Consider the following 20,207-nt stretch of genomic DNA (forward strand, 5'->3'; position numbering starts at 1 on the left):
CTTCGAAAGGTTGAAATTTCATGGGTCAGGTGAATCGGCGGGCGGTCCTTCTCGGCGGAGCGGCGGCGGTGTCGGCCGCGGCCATATCGTCGACGCTGCCCACGTGGGCGAACGCGAGAACGATGGCGGCCGCGCCCGCAATCCACGATCCGTTCCAGCTCGGCGTCGCCTCGGGCGACCCGCTGCCGGACGGCGTCGTGCTGTGGACCCGGCTCGCCCCCGCCCCGCTCAATCCCGACGGCTTCGGCGGGATGCCGGACGCTTCGTACACAGTGGACTGGGAGATCGCGAACGACCAGACGTTCTCCTCGATCGCGCAGAAGGGCACCGCGACCGCGGCCCGCGCTTCCGGGCACAGCGTGCACATCGAACCCACCGGTCTCGCGCCGGGCCGCGAATACTTTTACCGCTTCAAGGCCGGTGGCCACATCTCCCCGGTCGGCCGCACCCGGACAGCGCCCGCCGCCAACGCCGCCGTCGATCAGCTGAAGTACTGCTTCTCCTCCTGCCAGCACTGGGAGGAGGGCTGGTACCACTCGTACAAGGGAATGCTCGCCGACAACCCGGATCTGGTGCTCTTCCTCGGCGACTACATGTACGAGAGGAAGTCCGGCCGGGTGGCCGCCGAGCGCAACCCGCGCAAGCTCGCGTTCTCCGACGACGTGGTCTCGCTCGCGCAGTACCGCGCGCGGCACGCCCAGCACAAGACCGACGCGGACCTGCAGAACGCGCACGCGATGGCGCCGTGGATCGTGGTCTTCGACGACCACGAGGTGATGAACAACTGGAACAGCACGGGCACCCCGGCGTCGGCGGCGCGCAAGACCGCCGGTTTCCAGGCGTTCTACGAGAACATGCCGATCCGGTCCACCGCCAAGCCGAGCGGCGCGACGATCCGGCTGTACCGCCAGTTCGGCTGGGGGAACCTCGCCCGGTTCCACATGCTCGACACCCGGCAGTACCGCAACGCCCAGGTCGCCGACCCGTCCGGCTCGGCGGGTCCGGCATGCTCCGAGACGCGGGCGACGTCGCGCAGCATCCTCGGCACCGCGCAGGAGGCGTGGCTGCTGAAGGCGCTGGAAACGCAGCCGGCGAAATGGGACTTCCTGGGCCAGCAGGTCTTCTTCGCCACCCGGGACGGCGACGGCAACAAGGCGACCTGTGAGGGGCCCGATTCTTGGCAGGGCTACGAGGCTTCGCGTGACCGCATCGCCAAGGGCATCGTGGACCGCAAGGTGCCGAACCCGATCGTGCTGACCGGCGACGTCCACCGGCACTGGGCGGCGGATCTGCGGCGCGACTACTTCAACCACAGCGACCCGGTCTTCGGTTCGGAACTGGTGACGACGTCGGTGACGAGCAACAGTGACACCGCCACCGATCCGTCGTCGGCCTGGCTCGCGAACAACCCGCACGTCAAATACTGCCGCGGCAAACGTGGCTATGTGCGGGTGACGGCGTCGCAGTCGCAGATGCGGGCGGACTTCATGACGGTTTCGGACACCACCGAGCGCGACTTCTCGAAGGTGACCTTGGCCGCGGACCGCAGCTACGTCGTCGAAGCCGGAAAGCCGGGCCTGCAGCGGGTCTAGTGACGCGACACTAGGACAAGAGATCCACGAGGGCGTCACCGCGAGGGGTCCGGACCACGAGGACCACCTGCCCTTCGCGGTGGCGCTGGATCAGCCCGGCCGAGACGAGCTGTTCGCAGTGGTAGGTCGCGGTGCTCGCGGCGCAGGAGAGAAGGTTCGCGATCTCGCCCATCCGGGCCGGCTTTTTCAGGTGCCGCAACAGTTTCGCGCGGTGGGCACCGACGACCAGGTCGAGTCCTTCGACACCGGGACGAGGTTCGGACCGGCCGTTCTCGAGCAGGCCGTCCAGCCCGGGCAGCGGATAGCCGATCCAGATGGCGTCCTCCTCGTCGAAGTTGGACACCACCGATCGGGAGCCCGCGATCATCGGGACGAGGATCAGTTTGCGGCCGCGGGTCCGGTACTGCGCCGGTTCCGCGTCCGGCAGCAGCAAGGACCCGTTGCTGAACCGGAAATGCGGCCGCAGCAGGCCGAGGACGGCGTCGGTCCCGCCGCGCACCGAGGCGACGCCGATCCGCTCGATCTCGCGGTCGAGCAGCGGACGCGCCTTGGTCCACAGGTTCTCGGTGGCGAGCCTGGTCGCGGCGAAGGCGTCCGCGAGCGAGGCGACCCAGCGCCTCGGCTGGTCCGCGGCCGGGCGCCAATGCGAGGGAAGCTTGTCACCGAAGACCTCTTCCAGGCCCTTCAGGACCTCGGTCTCGGTCAGGTCGCGCAGCATTTCCGCCTGGCTGGCGGCGGAAGCGTCCTTGGCAGGACTGATCGGCACGATGAAGTCGGGTTGTACGGAGGTGCCCCGCCGCGTGAGCGTGCTCGCCGCGCGGTAGGCCTGCTCGGGAATCGCCGAGGTCACCTGCCGGCGCCATGGGGCCGGCAGGCCGCGGTCGTAACCGCCGACGACCTCGACCAGTACCGAAACCAGCGAAATATGCGGCGAAACCGCCACGCTGACCGGGATCGTGCTGGTATCACCGAGTTCGAGCCGGGTAAAGGAGGCCTGGGGCGGCGTCTCTCGCATCCGGTCGTTCCCTCCTGGGAGTGGGCATCGCAGCACGCGATGTTAGCGCCTCCCGTCAATACCCGGCACTGCCCGTAAAAGAACCGAAGGGCGCTTTCCCGCTTCTGAACTGGGAAAGCGCCCTTCGGCCGGTGCGGCGATCTCAGCAGGCGAGTTGCTCATTCATGATGAGGAACGCGCCGAGACCATGGAAATCGTTGGTATTGCGCTTGCGTGCGTAGTAATACGCCGTGTCTCCGACATTCGTGCCCTCGGAGATGTTCTCGATATTCGCCAGTCCGCCCGAATCGACCGAAACCTGGGAAAGCACACCGGAGTAGCCCTTCGCGGCCACCGGCCGGTACTCCGAACCGATGTATCCACGTTGCGCCGCCCGCGAAAGCAGGAAGGTGTACATCGCCGAAGCCGACGTCTCCAGCCAGTTGCCCCCGTCGCCGCCGCGGTCGACGATCTGGAACCAGCGTCCCGACGCCTTGTCCTGCCACCGGGTGTAGCCGGCGGCGAGGAACCGGACGATGTCGACGAGACGCCGTCGCCGGGGATGCCCGGCGGGCAGGATCTCCAGGAGGTCGATCGTCGCCATCCCGAGCCAGCCGATCGCGCGGGCCCAGTGATACTGCGAATGCCGCCCGGTGCCGGTGGCCCACGGTTCCGAGCCGTCCTCGTCGTAGGCGTGGTACAGCAGGCCCTTGGCCGGTTCCTTGAGGCGGTCGAAGTAGACGACGATGTTCTTCGCGGCCTCTTCGTAGCAATAGCCGGAATCGCCGAACGTCTTGCCGTACAAGGCAAGGAACGGCTGGGACATATAGACACCGTCGGCCCACAGCTGCCCGGCCTTGCTCGTGGCGTGGAACATCCCACCGTCGGATGTCCGGGGATAGGACGGGAACTTCTGCCGGAGCTGTCCGGCCGCCGTCTTGTACTTCGCCAGCCCGGTTTCGTTGTACAGCAAGGGGAACATCTGCCCGGAGCGCATCGCGTCCAGGTTGGTGAAACCGTTGGAGATCCCGCTGTCGGTGACGAACCGGTCGTACCAGCCGAGTATGTAGTCGAGATAGGACTTCTCGCCGGTGCGCCGGTACACCAGGTACTGGCCGTAGAGATACAGGCCGCGGGTGTAGCCCCAGCCGCCGAGCGTGGCCGGGGTGAAGCGCTTCATCGTCGAGTCGACGACCGCCCGGGACCAGTCCACCGGAGCGGCCGAGGCGGCCGGTCCGCCCACGGCGAGCGCGCCGAGCGCCCCCGCCGTGCCCGCCAGCACTGTCCGCCGCGAAAGGCGTCCGAGGTGTAAAGGTTCTGGGGACATTCGAGGCCCTTCCTGCACCGGGGAACCGGAGGAGTAGGTGGCCGGGATGCCGATCCGCCGTCCGTCGACATCCCGACCAGCTCTGGGGCGACCGTGTCGCCGGAGCGAATTTCCTTACGGGACAACGTCTACTCGCCTTCTCGCGAGCGAGTCAAGAGAGATCCGATCTCTTGCTTCATATATCAGATACGCAACCCGAATGGGCGCTCCCGGTCTCCGGGACGGTCCCGATAGGCGGCACTGTGCCCGGGCGGGCCCGCTCTTCTACGATCGGTGGGTGAACGAACTGACCTTCCGCGGTCGCCGCGTCGCCTCCGACCGTGCCCTGGTCATGGCGATCGTCAACCGCACCCCGGATTCCTTCTACGACAAGGGGTCGACCTTCACCGACCCGGACGCGCTCGCCGCCGTCGCGCGGGCGGTGGCGGAGGGGGCCGACATCGTCGACATCGGCGGGGTGAAGGCCGGCCCGGGCGCGGAGGTCGACGTCGAGGAAGAGATCCGACGGGTGGTGCCGTTCGTCGAGCGGATCCGCGAACTGCACCCGGACCTGGTGATCAGCGTCGACACCTGGCGGCACGAGGTCGGCAGGCGGGCGGCCGAGGCGGGCGCGGACCTGATCAACGACACCTGGGCGGGCGCCGACCCGCGGCTGGCGGAGGTCGCGGCGGAGTTCGGCACCGGCTACGTCTGCTCGCACACCGGCAACGCCGTCCCGCGCACCCGGCCGTTCCGCGTGCACTACCCGGACATCGTCGCGGACGTCGTCGCCGAGACGACGGCGCACGCCGAAGCGGTGGTCGCGCTCGGTGTCCCGCGCGAGGGCGTGCTGATCGATCCGACACACGACTTCGGCAAGAACACCTGGCACAGCCTCGCCCTGCTGCGGCACGCGCGGGAACTCGCCGACACCGGCTGGCCCGTGCTGATGGCACTGTCCAATAAGGACTTCGTCGGGGAGACGCTCGGCGTGGAACTCGCGGAGCGGGTCGACGGGACGCTCGCCGCGACGGCGTGGGCGGTGGCCGAGGGCGCGAAGGTGTTCCGGGTGCACGAGGTGCGGCGGACCCGGCAGGTACTGGAGATGATCGCGTCGATCCAGGGCGTACGGCCACCGGCCCGCGCGATCCGCGGCCTGGCCTGAACGCAACTAGAAGACTAAACGCGCGTCAGCAGTCCAGCGGGATCGCGGCGGAGACCGTGCTCCCGAAGCCGGGTTCGCCCAGCACGGTGAGTTCGCCGCCGAGCGCGCGGACGCGGTCGCGCAGGCCGTGCAGCCCGGACCCGCCGTCGATGTCGGCCTTGCCGGTGCCGTCGTCGCAGACGTCCACCCGCAGGCCGGTCTCCTCGACGCCGATCGTCACGCGGACTTCGTTCGCCTGCGCGTGCTTCAGCGCGTTGGTGACCGCCTCGGAGACCACGAAGTACGCCGTCGCCTCGACGGCGCCGCTGAGCCGGGGCACGTCGGCGCCGGACAGGGCGACCGTGAGCGGGATCCGGGCCAGCAGTGAGCGGACAGCGGGAATCAGCCCGGCCTCGGTGAGGATGGCCGGCCGCAGTCCCCGCGCGAGTTCGCGCAGTTCGGTGACGGTGGCCTGGAGTTCGTCGATGGTGCCGGCCAGCAGCGCCGCGACCTCCGGGGTCAGGTCGCCGCCGAGACGCCGTTCGGCCATCCGAAGCAGCAGCACGACGCTCACCAGCCGCTGTTGCGCGCCGTCGTGCAGGTCGCGCTCGACCTGCCGCCGTTCGTCGTCGGCGGCGGCCACGATCCGGGCACGGGAGGCCTGCACCTCCGCCAGGCGTTCCTCCAGTTCCGCGGCGAGCCGCTGGTTGTCCAAGACCAGCCCGGCGGCGGCGTTCAGCGCGTCGATCGACCGGCTGTCCTTCCACACCTCGTCGTCCTGCACGAGCGCGGCCAGCCCGGAGCCGTCGCGTTCCAGCAGGAGCCGGATCATCTCCGCGTTGCCGACCCGCGCCCGCAGCACGCCGATCAGGAACGCGAGCGGCCAGAGGCAGAACGAGATCCGGTAGACGTCCAGCAGCGGGTCGGAGACCGGGTGCCCCGAGCCGAGGGCGCTGCCGACCGTGGAGGTGACCGCGCCGAGCAGGGCGATGGCGACGACGGGGGAGAGCAGCCGTCGTTGCGGGAGCCGTCCGGCGAGCCAGCGGTAGAGCAGCACCACGACGACGCCGGCGCCGATCACCGCGCCGACCAGTTCCAGCAGCCGTTTGACCAGCTGCTCGGCCTCGGGCGAGGCCGCGATCACGGCGAGGTTCTTCGGATCGTCGTTGACCAGCAGGCCGAGGACGGCCGCGCCGAAGACCACGCCGTACGCGGAGAAGACGAGCACGCGTTCCCAGCGGGACCGAAGCCGTCCGTGCGGGAAGGCGAGGACGAGGTGGGCGATCACCGGGCTGGACGCGGCGGGCAGCGCCAGCCCGAGGGTGTGCGTGAGCGGGTCGGTGGAGAACTGGAGGTCCTCGGCGAACAACGCGAGCCCGGCCAGTGCGATGAGCAGGCCGATGGGATTCGACGCGCGGCGCACATGGGCGACGGCGCCGGCGAGGAGGAAGAGGAACCCTGTCGAGGTGGACAGCGTCGTGTCGAGCACGGTGTGGGAGCCGTCGGCGATTTTGAGCGTCATCGCCAGCACACCCAGCCCGACGCCGACGGTCAGCACGAGCGCCATCGCGACGGTCCGGGGGTGCTGCACCACTCTGGGTGATTCGTCCGTTCGGCTCGCCCCGTTACACCGGGAGGGCGCTCGATCGGACGAGAGGGGCATGGGACGACCGTCCTGACATGTGGAACAAGTGTTCCGCCTGGTGTCAAGCTTTCTCAGGATCTTTCCCGTCATTCGGATGGCGATGCAGGCACGTGGGTGAACATGCGACTCTCGCGCCATCACCCGAAGGCCGAGCTGTATCCCCCGAAAGGCGACACCTCCGTGAACACCCACCACAGAACCCGCTCCCTGGCCGCGGCTCTCGCCGCCCTCGCGCTGGCCGGCGGGCTCGCGGGGTGTTCACGCGCGGACGGTGGCGCCGCTCCGGCGGAGCAGAAGAGCCAGGGTGCGGCGGCCGAGGTGCGGCTCGGGTATTTCCCGAACGTGACGCACGCCCCCGCGCTGATCGGGACGAAGAAGGAGTTCTTCGCCAAGGAACTGGGCGCGACGAAGCTCACCACCCAGACGTTCAACGCCGGGCCCGAAGAGGTCAACGCGCTGCTCGGCGACTCGCTCGACATCGCCTTCATCGGTTCCGGCCCGGCGATCAACGCCTTCACCAAGTCCAAGGGCGCCATCCAGCTCGTCTCCGGCGCCGTCTCCGGTGGCGCGCAGCTGGTGGTGAAGCCCGAGATCGCCACGCCCGAGCAGCTCGCGGGCAAGAACATCGCGACGCCGTCACTGGCGAACACCCAGGACGTCGCGCTCAAGAAGTTCGTCGCCGAGAAGAAGCTTCCCGACGTCAAGATCACCAACCTCGACAACCCGAAGACGTTCGACGCCTTCAAGAAAGGCGAACTCGACGGCGGCTGGCTGCCCGAGCCGTGGTCCTCGCGGCTGGTGCTCGACGCGGGCGCCAAGGTCCTGCTGGACGAGAAGACCCTGTGGCCGGAAGGCAAGTTCCCGACCACCGTGGTGATCGTCCGCAGCGAGTTCCTCCAGCAGCACCCGGAGACCGTCACCGCCATCCTCAAGGGTGAGCTCGCCGCGATCGAATGGGCGAAGACCAACCCCGCCGAGGCGAAGACGGTGGTCAACGGGGAACTCAAGGCGCTCGCGGGCAGCACGCTGAACGACGCCGTCCTCGACCGCGCGTTCTCCGGTATCGAACTCGGCATCGACCCGATCGCGTCGACGTTCGCGCAGCTCGCCCAGGACTCGGTGACCGCGGGCGTGGTGAAGTCCGCGGTGGACCTCAAGGGGTTCGCCGATTTCGGCCCGCTCAACGCCGTGCTCTCCGAGCAGGGCAAGCCCGGCGTGAACGCGCCCGGCCTCACGAAGTGACCGGAGGGGATCAGCGATGACCGCCACCTTGGAACCCGGCCTGTCCACCAGTGTCGCCGTGCGTCTCGACGGGGTCCGGAAGGTGTTCGGCGCAGGAGGCCGCGCCGTCGTGGCCCTCGACGGGATGGATCTGACGGTCGCTCCCGGCGAGTTCGTCTGCCTGCTCGGCGCCTCCGGCTGCGGCAAGAGCACGCTGCTGAACCTGGTAGCCGGCCTCGACGCGCCGACGGCGGGCTCGATCACCCTCGAAACCTCCCGTCCCGCGGTGATGTTCCAGGAGGCCGCGCTGATGCCGTGGCTGACCGCGGCCCGCAACGTGGAACTCCCGCTGCGGCTGGCCGGGTTCGGCCGGGCCGAACGCCGGGAGAAGGTGACCGAACTGCTCGAACTCGTCCGCCTCGCCGGGGCGGGCGACAAGCGGCCGCACGAGCTGTCCGGCGGGATGCGCCAGCGCGTCGCGCTCGCCAGGGCGCTGGCCGCGACCTTGCGCGTCGGCGGCGACCAGGAGCAGGCACTCCTGCTGATGGACGAGCCGTTCGCCGCGCTCGACGCCATCACCCGCGACGTCCTGCAGGGCGAGCTGCTGCGCGTCTACCGCAGCACCGGGACCTCCGTGCTGTTCGTGACCCACGACGTCCGCGAGGCCGTGCGGCTCGGCCAGCGGGTCGTGCTGCTCTCGTCGCGGCCGGGCCGGGTCGTGCGTGAATGGCGCGACGTCCAGGCCGGCGACACCGAAGAACTGACGCTGGAGATCACCGGTCATCTCCGGGAGGTGATCAGTACCCATGCCGCGGCTTGACCGCCCGGACGTCGAGACGTCTGCGGCGGACGAAGCGGTCGGAGCGGGTCTCGACTCGCTCGACACACCGGCCGGGGAGCGCCGGGAAAGCCGGGGGAAGCGGTTCCTGCGCGGATTCGTGCCGCCGGTGGTGTTCCTGGCTCTCCTGGTGGTGCTGTGGCAGCTGTTGTGGGCCGCCGCGTTCTGGCCGGAGGCCATGCTGCCCTCGCCGCTCGCGGTGTGGGACGAGATCGCGGCCATCACGACCGACGGCGAGATCTTCGGCTTCGTCTGGACGTCGGTGCACCGCGCCGCGCTGGGCTTCCTCATCGGCGTCGTCATCGGGACCCCGCTCGGCCTGCTCGTGGCGAAGGTTCGGATCGTCCGGGCGGCGGTCGGGCCGTTCCTGACCGGGCTGCAGAGCCTCCCGTCGGTGGCCTGGGTGCCGGCGGCGATCCTGTGGTTCGGGCTGAACGACGCCTCGATCTACTTCGTCGTGCTGCTGGGCTCGGTGCCTTCGATCGCGAACGGCCTCGTCTCCGGTATCGACCAGATCCCGCCGATCCTGCCGCGCGTCGGCCAGGTGATGGGGGCGAACCGGTTCGCGTCCGCCCGCCACATCCTGCTGCCCGCCGCGCTGCCCGGCTTCCTGGCCGGGCTCAAGCAGGGCTGGGCGTTCTCGTGGCGTTCGCTGATGGCCGCGGAACTGATCGCGCTGTCCCCGGCGCTGGGCAAGGGGCTCGGCGCCTACCTGAACGAGGGCTCGTCGTTCAACAGCATGGAAGGCGTGATCTCGGCGATCTTCCTGATCCTGCTGGTCGGCGTCGGTATCGAACTGATCGTGTTCCGCCCGCTGGAGCGGTCGGTCCTGAGGGCGCGTGGCCTGACGGCCTCCCTCTAGTCACGTCCTGGTCCTCGCCTACCTACGACACCGTAAGTTACGGTGTCGTAGGTAGGCGTTTTCCGTACGCTGGAAGGACGAAACGTATGACGGTCCCCGAAACCACCAGGCTGATGCTCGAACTCGAGGGGACGGTCGAAGAAAACCTCAACCGGCACCTCTCGGTCGCCAAGGAATGGATGCCGCACGAGTTCGTGCCGTGGAGCGAGGGTAAGAACTTCGCCGAACTGGGCGGCGAGCCGTGGGATCCCGAGCAGTCGAGGGTGTCGGCGATCGCGCGGACCTCGCTGGAGGTCAACCTCCTCACCGAGGACAACCTGCCGAGCTACCACCGCGAGATCGAGCGGGCCTTCGGGCGCGACGGCGCGTGGGGCACCTGGGTGCACCGGTGGACGGCGGAGGAGGGGCGGCACGGCATCTGCATCCGCGACTACCTGCTGGTGACCCGGGCGGTGGACCCGGTCGAGCTGGAACGGATGCGGATGGAGACGATGCAGGCGGGATACGACAGTGGCGACAAGCCGCTGCTGAACGTCTTGGCGTATGTGTCGTTCCAGGAGCTGGCGACGCGGCTTTCGCACCGCAACACCGGCCGGTACACGCAGGATCCGCTGTGCGAGAAGCTGCTCGCGCGGGTCGCGATGGACGAGAACCTGCACATGCTGTTCTACCGGAACCTGGCGCAGGCGGCGCTGGAGATCGAACCCGACGCGATGATGCGCGCGATCACCGACGAGGTCGTCCAGTTCCAGATGCCGGGTGCGGTGATCCCGAGCTTCGTCCGGAAGGCCGCGATGATCGCGAAGGCGGGGATCTACGACCTGCGGATCCACCACGACGAGGTGATCTGGCCGCTGCTGCGGCAGTGGAAGGTGTTCGAGCTGGAAAATCTCGGCGAGGTCGGGGAGAAGGCCCGCGACGAACTCGACGTCTTCCTCAAGGGACTCGACACCCAGGCGTCCCGGTTCGAAGAGCGCCGGGCAGCCGCCGCTGCCCGCGCTGCCGCAAAAGCGTGACTCGCGTGCCCGAACCCCGCACTAGCGTGATTGAGGCCGTAACTCACGAGTTACGGCCTCAATCACGCGAATCACGTCGTTGATCACGCGTTAGCGCGAGCGACGGCCACCCGCGCGGGTGCCCGCGGAGAACGCGGCGGCACCGCCACGGCGGGCCGGGGCCCCACCGGACTGATTACGAGACTGGGACTTGGCTGCTCCGGCACCGGCGCCACGGCGGGGCTGCGACTCGCTCGCCCCGCGACGGGCCTGGCCGCCCTTGCCGGAACCGGCGCCTTCACGACGTCCGCCGGCGTCGGCCGCCGCGCGACGACCCTGACCGGTGGGAGCGCCGCCACGGCGGTCACCGTCGCCCTGGGGCTGACGCGAACGGCCTCCCGATGAATCACCAGCACCACCGGAGCCGTTCGAGCCGCCGGAGCCATGGGAGTTACGGCGGCGGGTGCCGCCGGAGGCACCACGGCCACCGGTGGCGATCCGGACCCGGCCGGCCCGGTTACCGCGGCCGCGGTTCGCCGGACGCTCTTCTTCCTCATCGCCCTTGCCCAAGATGGCCGCGCCGCTGGCGGAGACCTTCTTCGGCCGGGTGTCCACGATCGGACGCCGCGGAGACGCGTCGAACGTCCGCTCGCCCGGGGCCAGCTCCGCCAGCAGCGGGTGGCCGGGGCCGAGCTGCGTCGTGGTCGGCTTGATGCCGGCCTTGCGGGTGAGGTCGCGGACGTCCCTGACCTGCTCGTCGGTCATCAGCGTGACGACGGTGCCGGACGCGCCGGCGCGCGCCGTGCGGCCGGAGCGGTGCAGGTACGCCTTGTGCTCGACCGGCGGGTCGGCGTGGATGACGAGCGTGACGTCGTCGACGTGGATACCGCGAGCGGCGATGTCGGTCGCGACCAGCGTCTTCGCCGCGCCGGAGGAGAACGCCTCCAGGTTGCGCGTGCGCGCGGTCTGGCCGAGGTTGCCGTGCAGTTCGACCGCCGGGACACCGGAGGCCATGAGCTTGCGCGTCAGCTGCTTGGCGCGGTGCTTGGTGCGGGTGAACACCAGCGTGCGGCCCGGCGCCGCGGTGAGGTCGATCAGCACCGGCAGGCGGTGGGTCTCTTCCAGGTGCAGCACATGGTGCTTCATGGTCGAGACCGGCGACTGGGCCGAGTCGACGCTGTGCGTGACCGGGTTGGTCATGAAGCGCTTGACCAGCACGTCGACGCCCGCGTCGAGGGTCGCGGAGAACAGCAGCCGCTGGCCGCGTTCCGGGGTCTCGGCCATGATGCGCCGGACGTCGGGCAGGAAGCCGAGGTCGGCCATGTGGTCGGCCTCGTCCAGCACGGTGATCTCGATGTTGTCGAGCTTCGCCTCACCCTGGCGCATGTGGTCGGCGAGCCGGCCGGGGCAGGCGACGACGATGTCGACGCCGTCACGCAGGCGGGTGATCTGCGGGTTGGGGCTGACGCCGCCGAAGATGGTGGTGACCTTGAGGCCGAGCGGCTTCGCCAGCGGAAGGAACGACGCCTCGATCTGGGTGGCCAGTTCGCGGGTCGGTGCCAGGACCAGCGCGCGCGGGCGGCCGGGGCGGCGGCGCGTCGGGCCGGCGGCGAGCCGGGCCAGGACGGGCAGCACGAAACCGTAGGTCTTGCCGGAGCCGGTGCGGCCGCGGCCGAGGACGTCGCGGCCGGCCAGCGAATGCGGCAGCGTGGCGGCCTGGATCGGGAACGGGCTGGTGACGCCCTGGGCGGCCAGCGACTCGACGAGCGTCTGGGGCAGGCCGAGTTCGGTGAAAGTAGGTGTGCTCATAAGCGTATGGGCGCAACGGCGCCCGAAGTCTCCGTAAGGTGAGAAAACGGTTGTCCTGCCCGGCGCAGACCTCGGGGGGCCGCGGCGCGTGGTCTTCGACAACGAGACGCGGCCCGAGGCAGAACTGAGCGGACCGCAAGGCCAGTATACGGCCTCGGTGATCGGGAACGCGACGTGATATCCCCCGCACCCCGTCGGAGGCTTGCCGGAACCGACGAAGCGGACGGTCGATGTTCGTCGCTTTTGACGAGTCCGGCGCCCCTGACGTGGTGAACGCTGGCGGTATCAGCCCCGGCGTGAAAGGTGACGCGAGTGTCGAAGAGCGTTCAGGAACTCCAAGGCCTGCTCGACGAGTGGGCGCGCGAGGCGAGCGTCCCCGGAGCCGTGGTGGGTATCGCTCACGACGGTGCGGAATCGGTGTTCGCCACCGGGGTGTCCAGTGTGGACACCGGATTGCCGGTCGACACCGAAACGCTGTTCATGATCGGCTCCACCAGCAAGACCTTCGCCGCGGCGGCGGTACTGGCACTGGTCGAAGATGGCCTGCTGGACCTCGACAAGCCAGTCGTCGAATACCTTCCCGGGCTCCGGCTGGCCGACCCGGTCGCGCGGAAGACGGTCACCACAAGGCATTTGCTCACTCACTCGGCCGGGTTCCTCGGTGATGTGGACTTCACCACCGGCTGGGGCGACAACGCCCTCGCCCTCGCGATCGAGCAGTTCGGTGATCTGCCGCAGGTGTTCCCCGTCGGCGAGATGTTCTCCTACTGCAACGCCGGTTTCCAGCTGGCCGGCCGGGTCGCGGAGGTCGTCGCGGGCATCCCCTTCGAGGACCTGGTCCGCACCCGGCTGCTCGAACCGCTCGGCATGACCTCGTCGTACTACCTGCCGTGGGAGGTGCTCACGCGCCGCCACTCCGTCGGCCACACGCTGCGTGAGGAAGGGCCGGTCGTCGAGCACGCCGTGGGCCTGACCCGGGCGGACAGCGCGAGCGGTGGGCTGTGGTCCACGGCGGCCGACCAGCTGAAGTGGGCCCGGTTCTTCCTGACCGGGGAGTCGGCGGGCGAGGCACCGCTCAGCGACGAGACCCGGGACCTCCTGCGGGCACCGCAGCGCAAGGCCGCGCTGCCGTTCGAAGAGGTCGGGCTGAGCTGGCTGCGCACGAGCCACGGCGACGCGCGCCTGGTGCGGCACGGGGGCAACGTCGCCAACCTGCAGGTTTCGGAGTTCGTCACGCTGCCGGAGGCGAATTTCGCGGTCACCGTGCTGACCAACAGCGCGGGCGGCGGCGTGCTGGGCCCCAAGATCGTCGACTGGTGCCTGGAGAACCTGGTCGGACTGCCCTCGATCGCGAGCGCCACGGCCCTGCCGCCGTCGTCGCCCGGCCAGTACACCGGGCGGTACGAGACCGGTGACCTGGCGTTCGAGATCACCGACCGCGACGGCGCGCTGTGGGCGCAGATGGTCGTGAACATCGAGGACGTCCCGTCGCCGCCCGCCTTCGAGGTCGTTTTCGTGGGTGAAGACGTGCTGGCCAGGGCCGCCGACACCCGCAAGGCCGCCGCGCGATTCCTGCGCGACGAGCGGAACCGGGTGACTTCGGTCGAGTTCGGTGGCCGGACGGCGAGGCGGCGCGCTACGGTTACCGGGTAGTAACTTCGGCTGACCAGGAGTGACGATGAGCGAAAAGGCGACCGCGTTGTTGCTGAACCCGGGTGGGTACGACCCACGGCATTTCGACCCGGAGACGCGTCGCCTGCTGCGTGCCACCATCGAGTGGTTCGAACAGCGTGGCAAGCGCAAGCTCGTCGAGGACTATCACGAGCGGACCTTCTACGCGGACTTCATCGAGTTCGCGGGCAAGGAAGGCCTGTTCTCGACGTTCCTCACTCCCGGCGCCGCCGCCGAGGGTGACCCGGACAAGCGCTGGGACACCGCCCGGGTCGCGGCGCTGTCGGAAATCCTCGGTTTCTACGGCTTGAACTACTGGTACCCCTGGCAGGTCACCATCCTCGGCCTCGGCCCGGTGTGGCAGAGCGCGAACGAGGCCGCCCGCAAACGCGCGGCGGACTCGCTCGCGGCCGGCGGCGTCGCCGCGTTCGGACTGTCCGAAAAGGAGCACGGCGCCGACATCTACTCGTCGGACCTCGTGCTCACGCCGGACGGCAAGGGCGGTTACCGCGCCAACGGGTCGAAGTACTACATCGGCAACGGGAACTGTGCGCGCACGGTGTCGGTGTTCGGCCGGATCGAAGGTGTCGAGGGCCCGGACCAGTACGTGTTCTTCTACGCCGATTCCGAGCACCCGAACTACCACGTGGTGAAGAACGTCGTGCCGTCCCAGATGTACGTCGCCGAGTTCCGGCTCGACGACTACCCAGTGTCCGAAGAGGACATGCTGCACGTCGGCGCCGAGGCGTTCAGCGCCGCGCTGAACACGGTCAACATCGGCAAGTTCAACCTGTGCTTCGGCGGCATCGGGATGTCGACGCACTCGCTGTACGAGGCGATCACCCACGCGCACAACCGGGTGCTCTACGGCAACAAGGTCACCGATTTCCCGCACGTACGCAGGGGATTCGTCGAGGCGTACACGCGGCTTGTCGCGATGAAGCTGTTCTCCGACCGCGCGGTGGACTACTTCCGCAGCGCGAATCCGGACGACCGCCGGTACCTGCTGTTCAACCCGATCACCAAGATGAAGGTGACCACCGAGGCGCAGAAGGTCATCGGCCTGGTCGCGGAGGTGGTGGCGGCCAAGGGTTTCGAAGCCGACACCTATCTCGCGATGTCGAAGAACGACATCGACGGCCTGCCCAAGCTCGAAGGCACCGTCGCGGTGAACCTCGCGCTGATCGCGAAGTTCGTGCCCGCGTACCTCTTCGCGCCGCAGGCCTACGAGCCGGTGCCGACCCGCACCGACGCGGCCGACGACGAGTTCCTGTTCCGCCAGGGCCCCGCGCGCGGGCTGGGCAAGGTGCGGTTCCACGACTGGCGCGAGGCCTACGCCAAGGCGTCCGCGATCCCCAACGTCGCCCGGTTCACCGAGCAGGCCGAGGCGCTGGTGAAGCTGTTCACCGACGCCGCCCCGGACGAGGCGCAGCAGAAGGACCTCGACTTCGGGCTCGCGCTGACCGAGCTGTTCACGCTGGTCGTCTACGGGCAGCTGGTGCTGGAGCAGGCGGAGATCACCGGTATCGAGACCGAGGTCGTCGACCAGATCTTCGGTGTCCTCGTGCAGGACTTCAGCGTCGCCGCCATCGATCTGCACGGGAAGTCGTCCTCGACCGAGGCGCAGCAGGCGCTCGCGCTGGCGTCGGTGCGGAAGCCGGTCGTCGACGCGGCCCGCTTCGACCACGTGTGGTCGCTGGTCCGGGACCTCTCCGGCGCCTACGCGATGAACCCCTAGCTCTTTGCGCGTGAAGGCCCCCTTCCCTCGGCTCAGCCGAGGGAAGGGGGCCTTCACGCGCAAAGGGACCTACTTGCCGTAACCGGCCTTGCGGAGCGCGTCCGCGAGCGAGCCGCTGCCGCCGGAGTTCCCACCCCGGTCCCGGCCGCCACCGCCGCCCTGACGCTGTCCGCCGCCTTGCCGCTGTCCGCCACCCTGACGCTGACCGCCTTGACGCTGGCCGCCACCACCCTGGCCGCCGCCGCCTTGGCCCTGCTCGCGGCTGGAGCGGCCGGGTTCGTCGTCGAGGCGCAGCGTCAGCGAGATGCGCTTGCGCGGCACGTCGACTTCCAGCACCTTCACCTTGACGATGTCGCCGGGCTTCACGACCTCACGCGGGTCCTTGACGAAGTTCTTCGACAGCGCCGAGACGTGCGCGAGCCCGTCCTGGTGCACGCCGACGTCGATGAACGCGCCGAACGCGGCCACGTTCGTCACGACGCCTTCCAGCCGCATCCCCGGCTTGAGGTCGCCGATCTTCTCGACGCCCTCGGCGAAGGTCGCGGTCTTGAACGCCGGACGCGGGTCGCGGCCCGGCTTGTCGAGTTCGGCGAGGATGTCGGTCACCGTCGGCAGGCCGAAGGTCTCGTCCACGAACTCCGACGGCTTCACCGCCTGCAGGGTCCGCGAGTTGCCGATCAGCGAGCGGAGGTCCGTGCCGGTCGAGGACAGGATCCGCCGCACCACGGGGTACGCCTCCGGGTGCACCGAGGACGAGTCGAGCGGGTCGTCGCCGTCCGGGATCCGGAGGAAGCCCGCGCACTGCTCGAAGGCCTTGGGGCCGAGCCGTGCGACCTCCTTGAGCGCGGTCCGCGAGCGGAACGGCCCGTTCGAGTCGCGGTGCGCCACGATGTTCTCCGCCAGCCCGGTCGTGATTCCGGAGACGCGGGTCAGCAGCGGCGCCGACGCGGTGTTGACGTCCACACCGACGGCGTTCACGCAGTCTTCGACGACGGCGTCGAGCGAACGTGACAGCGAGACCTCGGAAAGGTCGTGCTGGTACTGCCCGACACCGATCGACTTCGGGTCGATCTTCACCAGTTCGGCCAGCGGGTCCTGCAGCCGCCGCGCGATGGAGACGGCGCCGCGCAGGGAGACGTCCATGCCCGGCAGTTCCTGCGACGCGAACGCCGACGCCGAGTACACCGACGCGCCGGCCTCGGAGACGACGGCCTTGGTCAGCTTCAGTTCCGGGTGCTTCTTGATCAGCTCGCCGGCCAGTTTGTCGGTCTCCCGCGACGCGGTGCCGTTGCCGATCGAGACCAGGTCCACCTTGTGCCGGGCGCACAGCGCGGCGAGTTCGGCGATCGACTGGTCCCACTTGTTCGCGGGCTGGTGCGGGTAGATCACGTGGGTGCCGACGACCTTGCCGGTGTCGTCGACGACCGCGACCTTCACACCGGTGCGGAAGCCCGGGTCGAGGCCCATCGTGGCGCGGGTGCCGGCCGGGGCGGCGAGCAGCAGGTCGCGCAGGTTCGCGGCGAACACGCGGACGGCGTCGTCCTCGGCCGACTGGCGCAGCCGCATCCGCAGGTCGATGCCCAGGTGCAGAAGGATCTTGGTGCGCCAGGCCCAGCGCACGGTGTCGCCGAGCCACTTGTCGCCCGGGCGGCCCTGGTTCGAGACGCCGAACTTGTGCGCGATGCGGGTCTCGTAGTCGGTCGGCCCGGTGCGCGGCTCTTCGGTCGGCTCCTCGGACTCCATTGAGAGGTCGAGGACCTCTTCCTTCTCCCCGCGGAACATGGCGAGGATCCGGTGCGAGGGGAGCTTGGCGTAGGGCTCGGAGAACTCGAAGTAGTCGGAGAACTTCGCGCCCTCGTCGGCCTTGCCGTCGCGGACCTTCGAGGCCAGACGGCCCTGCGACCACATCTTCTCGCGCAGTTCGCCGATCAGGTCGCCGTCCTCGGCGAAGCGCTCGACGAGAATCGAGCGGGCGCCGTCGAGCGCGGCCTGCGGGTCGGCGATGCCCTTGTCGGCGTCGACGAAGACCGCGGCGGCGGCGTGCGGGTCGGTGTTCGGGTCGCTCAGCAGCCCGTCGGCGAGCGGTTCGAGACCGGCCTCGCGGGCGATCATCGCCTTCGTCCGCCGCTTGGGCTTGTACGGCAGGTAGATGTCCTCGAGCCGGGACTTGGTGTCCGCGGCCATGATCGACGCTTCGAGCGCCTCGTCGAGCTTGCCCTGGCTGCGGATCGACTCCAGTACCGCGCCCCGGCGTTCCTCGAGTTCCCGCAGGTAGCGGAGGCGTTCTTCGAGGGTACGCAGCTGGGTGTCGTCCAGCATCCCGGTGACCTCTTTGCGGTACCGGGCGATGAACGGCACGGTGGATCCGCCGTCCAGCAGGTCGACGGCCGCCTTGACCTGCCCTTCGCGCACACCGAGTTCTTCGGCGATCTTCTGCTCGACTGTCTGCAGGCCCTGCACGCTCACTCCCACGCTCCTGAAATCCGCCCTCGGGTGCTCTCGGACCCTGCATTCTGCCGCTCCCGCCGAGCCGACTTTCGTATGGCCTCCCCTAACCGAACCCTTGACAGCTGTATTGGTCTAGTCCATTTTGATGTGGCCGACATCACCCGTTCGTGGAGGCCAGCTGTGAAAGTCAAGCCGAAACACGCGTTCCTCGCCCTGCTGTCGTCACTGGCCGTGTGCCTGGGGGTGACTTTCGCGGTCTCGGGCAGTGCCTCGGCCGCCAACATCCTGACCAACCCTGGGTTCGAACTCGGGACCACGAGCGGCTGGACCTGCTCTGGAGGGGCCGCGGTGGTCACGACACCGGTCCACTCGGGCAGCCGCGCGCTCAGCGCCACCCCGGCAGGCCAGGACAACGCCCGCTGCACGCAGAGCGTGGCCGTCAAGGCCAACACCGCGTACACGCTTTCGGCCTGGGTGCAGGGCAGCTACACCTACCTCGGCGTCACCGGCACCGGGTCGGGGGACAAGAGCACCTGGACCCCGGGTGGCGGCAGCTGGACCCAGCTCTCGCTGACCTTCACCACCGGCGCCTCCACCAGCGTCGACATCTACCTGCACGGCTGGTACGGCCAGCCCGCGTACTTCGCCGACGACGTCAACCTCGACGGCCCCGGCGCCCCGCCGACCACGACCACGCCGACCACCACGACGAGCAACCCGCCGACCACGACCACCAGCAACCCGCCGACGACCACGACGAGCACGCCGCCCACGGGCAACCTGCCGAAGCACGTGATCACCGGGTACTGGCAGAACTTCTACAACGGCGCGAAGGCACTCAAGCTCGCTGACGTCCCCACGAAGTACAACGTCATCGCGGTGTCCTTCGCCGACGCGACGGCCACTCCGGGCGCGGTCACCTTCACCCTCGACTCGGGCCTGTCGAGCCAGCTCGGCGGCTACACCGACGCGCAGTTCAAGGCCGACATCAAGACGGCGCAGGCACGCGGCCAGAAGGTGATCCTCTCGGTCGGCGGTGAGAAGGGCACGATCCGCGTCGACTCCTCGGCCGCGGCGACCAACTTCTCCAACAGCATGAAGTCGCTCATCTCGACGTACGGCTTCGACGGCGTCGACATCGACCTCGAAAACGGCGTCAACGCGACCTACATGGCGCAGGCGCTGCGCAGCATCCACGCGGCGGGCGGCACGGTCATCACCATGGCGCCGCAGACGATCGACATGCAGAACCCGGCGGCGGAGTACTTCAAGCTGGCGCTGAACGTCAAGGACATCCTGACGATCGTCAACATGCAGTACTACAACAGCGGCACGATGCTCGGCTGCGACCAGAAGGTCTACTCGCAGGGCACGGTCGACTTCCTCACCGCGCTGGCCTGCATCCAGCTGCAGGCCGGTCTGCGCGCCGACCAGGTCGGGCTCGGCCTGCCCGCCTCCGGTTCGGCCGCGGGCGGTGGCTACCAAGCGCCCGGCAACACCGTCAACGCGCTGAACTGCCTGGCGAAGGGCACGAGCTGCGGTGCGTTCAAGCCGACGACGACCTACCCGGCGATCCGGGGCGCGATGACCTGGTCGATCAACTGGGACGCCTCGCAGAACTACGCGTGGTCGAACACGGTGAGCGCGGGCCTGGCCGGCCTGCCGTGATGATCCGCCGCTAGTAGCCACTAGACCGGGGCGGGTGCCGGCGTCGCGCGGGCGACGGCACCCGCCCCTTCCATTTCCCCCGCGGGAGGGATGTCCCTCGAAGCTCCGGGTCATGAAGGGGATCGCTGCGGCGGAGGGGGCGACGTAGCGGGAGCCCCTTCATGACACCCCCGGGCGTGACCGCGATCGGCAAGACGCGTTGTCACGTGGCTTACACTGCTTTCCCTGGGGTGGGGGAACGATGTGAATTCGTTGAATCCGCTGGTGGGGGTATTC

General features: G+C 69.1%; 14 protein-coding genes. 9 read left to right on the plus strand and 5 right to left on the minus strand.

Annotated features, from left to right (window positions below):
- Positions 1-20: 20 nt before the first annotated feature.
- A complete protein-coding gene (locus ACLJRL_RS01325; protein WP_410654121.1) occupies positions 21-1,592 on the plus strand; it encodes an alkaline phosphatase D family protein in 1,572 nt (523 codons plus the stop codon).
- Positions 1,593-1,602: 10 nt separating this feature from the next.
- On the opposite strand, the gene ACLJRL_RS01330 is transcribed toward ACLJRL_RS01325, so the two are convergent.
- Complete coding sequence (locus ACLJRL_RS01330; protein ID WP_410654122.1) at positions 1,603-2,607, minus strand: ArsR/SmtB family transcription factor; 1,005 nt, start codon at positions 2,605-2,607, stop codon at positions 1,603-1,605.
- A 142-nt stretch (positions 2,608-2,749) separates the two neighbouring features.
- Positions 2,750-3,913, minus strand: a complete 1,164-nt coding sequence (locus ACLJRL_RS01335; RefSeq protein ID WP_410654123.1) for a glycoside hydrolase family 105 protein — start codon at positions 3,911-3,913, stop codon at positions 2,750-2,752.
- A gap of 277 nt (positions 3,914-4,190) precedes the next feature.
- Here ACLJRL_RS01335 and folP point away from each other — a divergent pair, with 277 nt between their 5' ends.
- Positions 4,191-5,057, plus strand: a complete 867-nt coding sequence (folP, locus tag ACLJRL_RS01340) for a dihydropteroate synthase (protein ID WP_410654124.1) — start codon at positions 4,191-4,193, stop codon at positions 5,055-5,057.
- A 25-nt stretch (positions 5,058-5,082) separates the two neighbouring features.
- Here folP and ACLJRL_RS01345 read toward each other — a convergent pair whose 3' ends face one another.
- Positions 5,083-6,603, minus strand: coding sequence for a sensor histidine kinase (locus ACLJRL_RS01345; RefSeq protein ID WP_410655119.1), 1,521 nt, complete (start codon positions 6,601-6,603; stop codon positions 5,083-5,085).
- 258 nt (positions 6,604-6,861) lie between these two features.
- Between ACLJRL_RS01345 and ACLJRL_RS01350 the strand changes: the two genes are divergently transcribed.
- The 4 genes from ACLJRL_RS01350 to ACLJRL_RS01365 all read left to right on the plus strand — a co-directional run bounded on the left by ACLJRL_RS01350 (position 6,862) and on the right by ACLJRL_RS01365 (position 10,618).
- Positions 6,862-7,923 carry an ABC transporter substrate-binding protein gene (locus ACLJRL_RS01350; protein ID WP_410654125.1) on the plus strand — a complete coding sequence of 354 codons (1,062 nt, stop codon included), beginning with the start codon at positions 6,862-6,864 and terminating at the stop codon, positions 7,921-7,923.
- A gap of 16 nt (positions 7,924-7,939) precedes the next feature.
- Positions 7,940-8,722 carry an ABC transporter ATP-binding protein gene (locus ACLJRL_RS01355; RefSeq protein ID WP_410654126.1) on the plus strand — a complete coding sequence of 261 codons (783 nt, stop codon included), beginning with the start codon at positions 7,940-7,942 and terminating at the stop codon, positions 8,720-8,722.
- Entirely contained in the window at positions 8,709-9,602 is an 894-nt protein-coding gene (locus ACLJRL_RS01360) for an ABC transporter permease (RefSeq protein ID WP_410654127.1), read from the plus strand. The genes ACLJRL_RS01355 and ACLJRL_RS01360 overlap by 14 nt, the downstream gene beginning before the upstream one ends.
- Positions 9,603-9,688: 86 nt before the next feature.
- Positions 9,689-10,618, plus strand: coding sequence for an acyl-ACP desaturase (locus tag ACLJRL_RS01365; protein ID WP_410654128.1), 930 nt, complete (start codon positions 9,689-9,691; stop codon positions 10,616-10,618).
- A 90-nt stretch (positions 10,619-10,708) separates the two neighbouring features.
- Here the strand turns inward: ACLJRL_RS01365 and ACLJRL_RS01370 are convergent, their stop codons facing one another.
- Positions 10,709-12,406 carry a DEAD/DEAH box helicase gene (locus ACLJRL_RS01370; RefSeq protein ID WP_410654129.1) on the minus strand — a complete coding sequence of 566 codons (1,698 nt, stop codon included), beginning with the start codon at positions 12,404-12,406 and terminating at the stop codon, positions 10,709-10,711.
- 312 nt (positions 12,407-12,718) lie between these two features.
- On the opposite strand from ACLJRL_RS01370, the gene ACLJRL_RS01375 reads away from it, so the two are divergent.
- Both ACLJRL_RS01375 and ACLJRL_RS01380 read left to right on the plus strand, forming a co-directional pair.
- Positions 12,719-14,059, plus strand: a complete 1,341-nt coding sequence (locus ACLJRL_RS01375; protein WP_410654130.1) for a serine hydrolase domain-containing protein — start codon at positions 12,719-12,721, stop codon at positions 14,057-14,059.
- 25 nt (positions 14,060-14,084) lie between these two features.
- Positions 14,085-15,815, plus strand: a complete 1,731-nt coding sequence (locus ACLJRL_RS01380) for an acyl-CoA dehydrogenase (RefSeq protein ID WP_410654131.1) — start codon at positions 14,085-14,087, stop codon at positions 15,813-15,815.
- A 69-nt stretch (positions 15,816-15,884) separates the two neighbouring features.
- On the opposite strand, the gene ACLJRL_RS01385 is transcribed toward ACLJRL_RS01380, so the two are convergent.
- Entirely contained in the window at positions 15,885-18,281 is a 2,397-nt protein-coding gene (locus ACLJRL_RS01385) for a Tex family protein (protein WP_410654132.1), read from the minus strand.
- A gap of 162 nt (positions 18,282-18,443) precedes the next feature.
- On the opposite strand from ACLJRL_RS01385, the gene ACLJRL_RS01390 reads away from it, so the two are divergent.
- Positions 18,444-19,931: a chitinase gene (locus ACLJRL_RS01390; RefSeq protein ID WP_410654133.1), complete on the plus strand. Its 1,488-nt coding sequence runs from the start codon at positions 18,444-18,446 to the stop codon at positions 19,929-19,931.
- Positions 19,932-20,207 lie beyond the last annotated feature (276 nt).

Source organism: Amycolatopsis sp. lyj-112, from assembly GCF_046549055.1.
Classification (GTDB): Bacteria; Actinomycetota; Actinomycetes; order Mycobacteriales; family Pseudonocardiaceae; genus Amycolatopsis.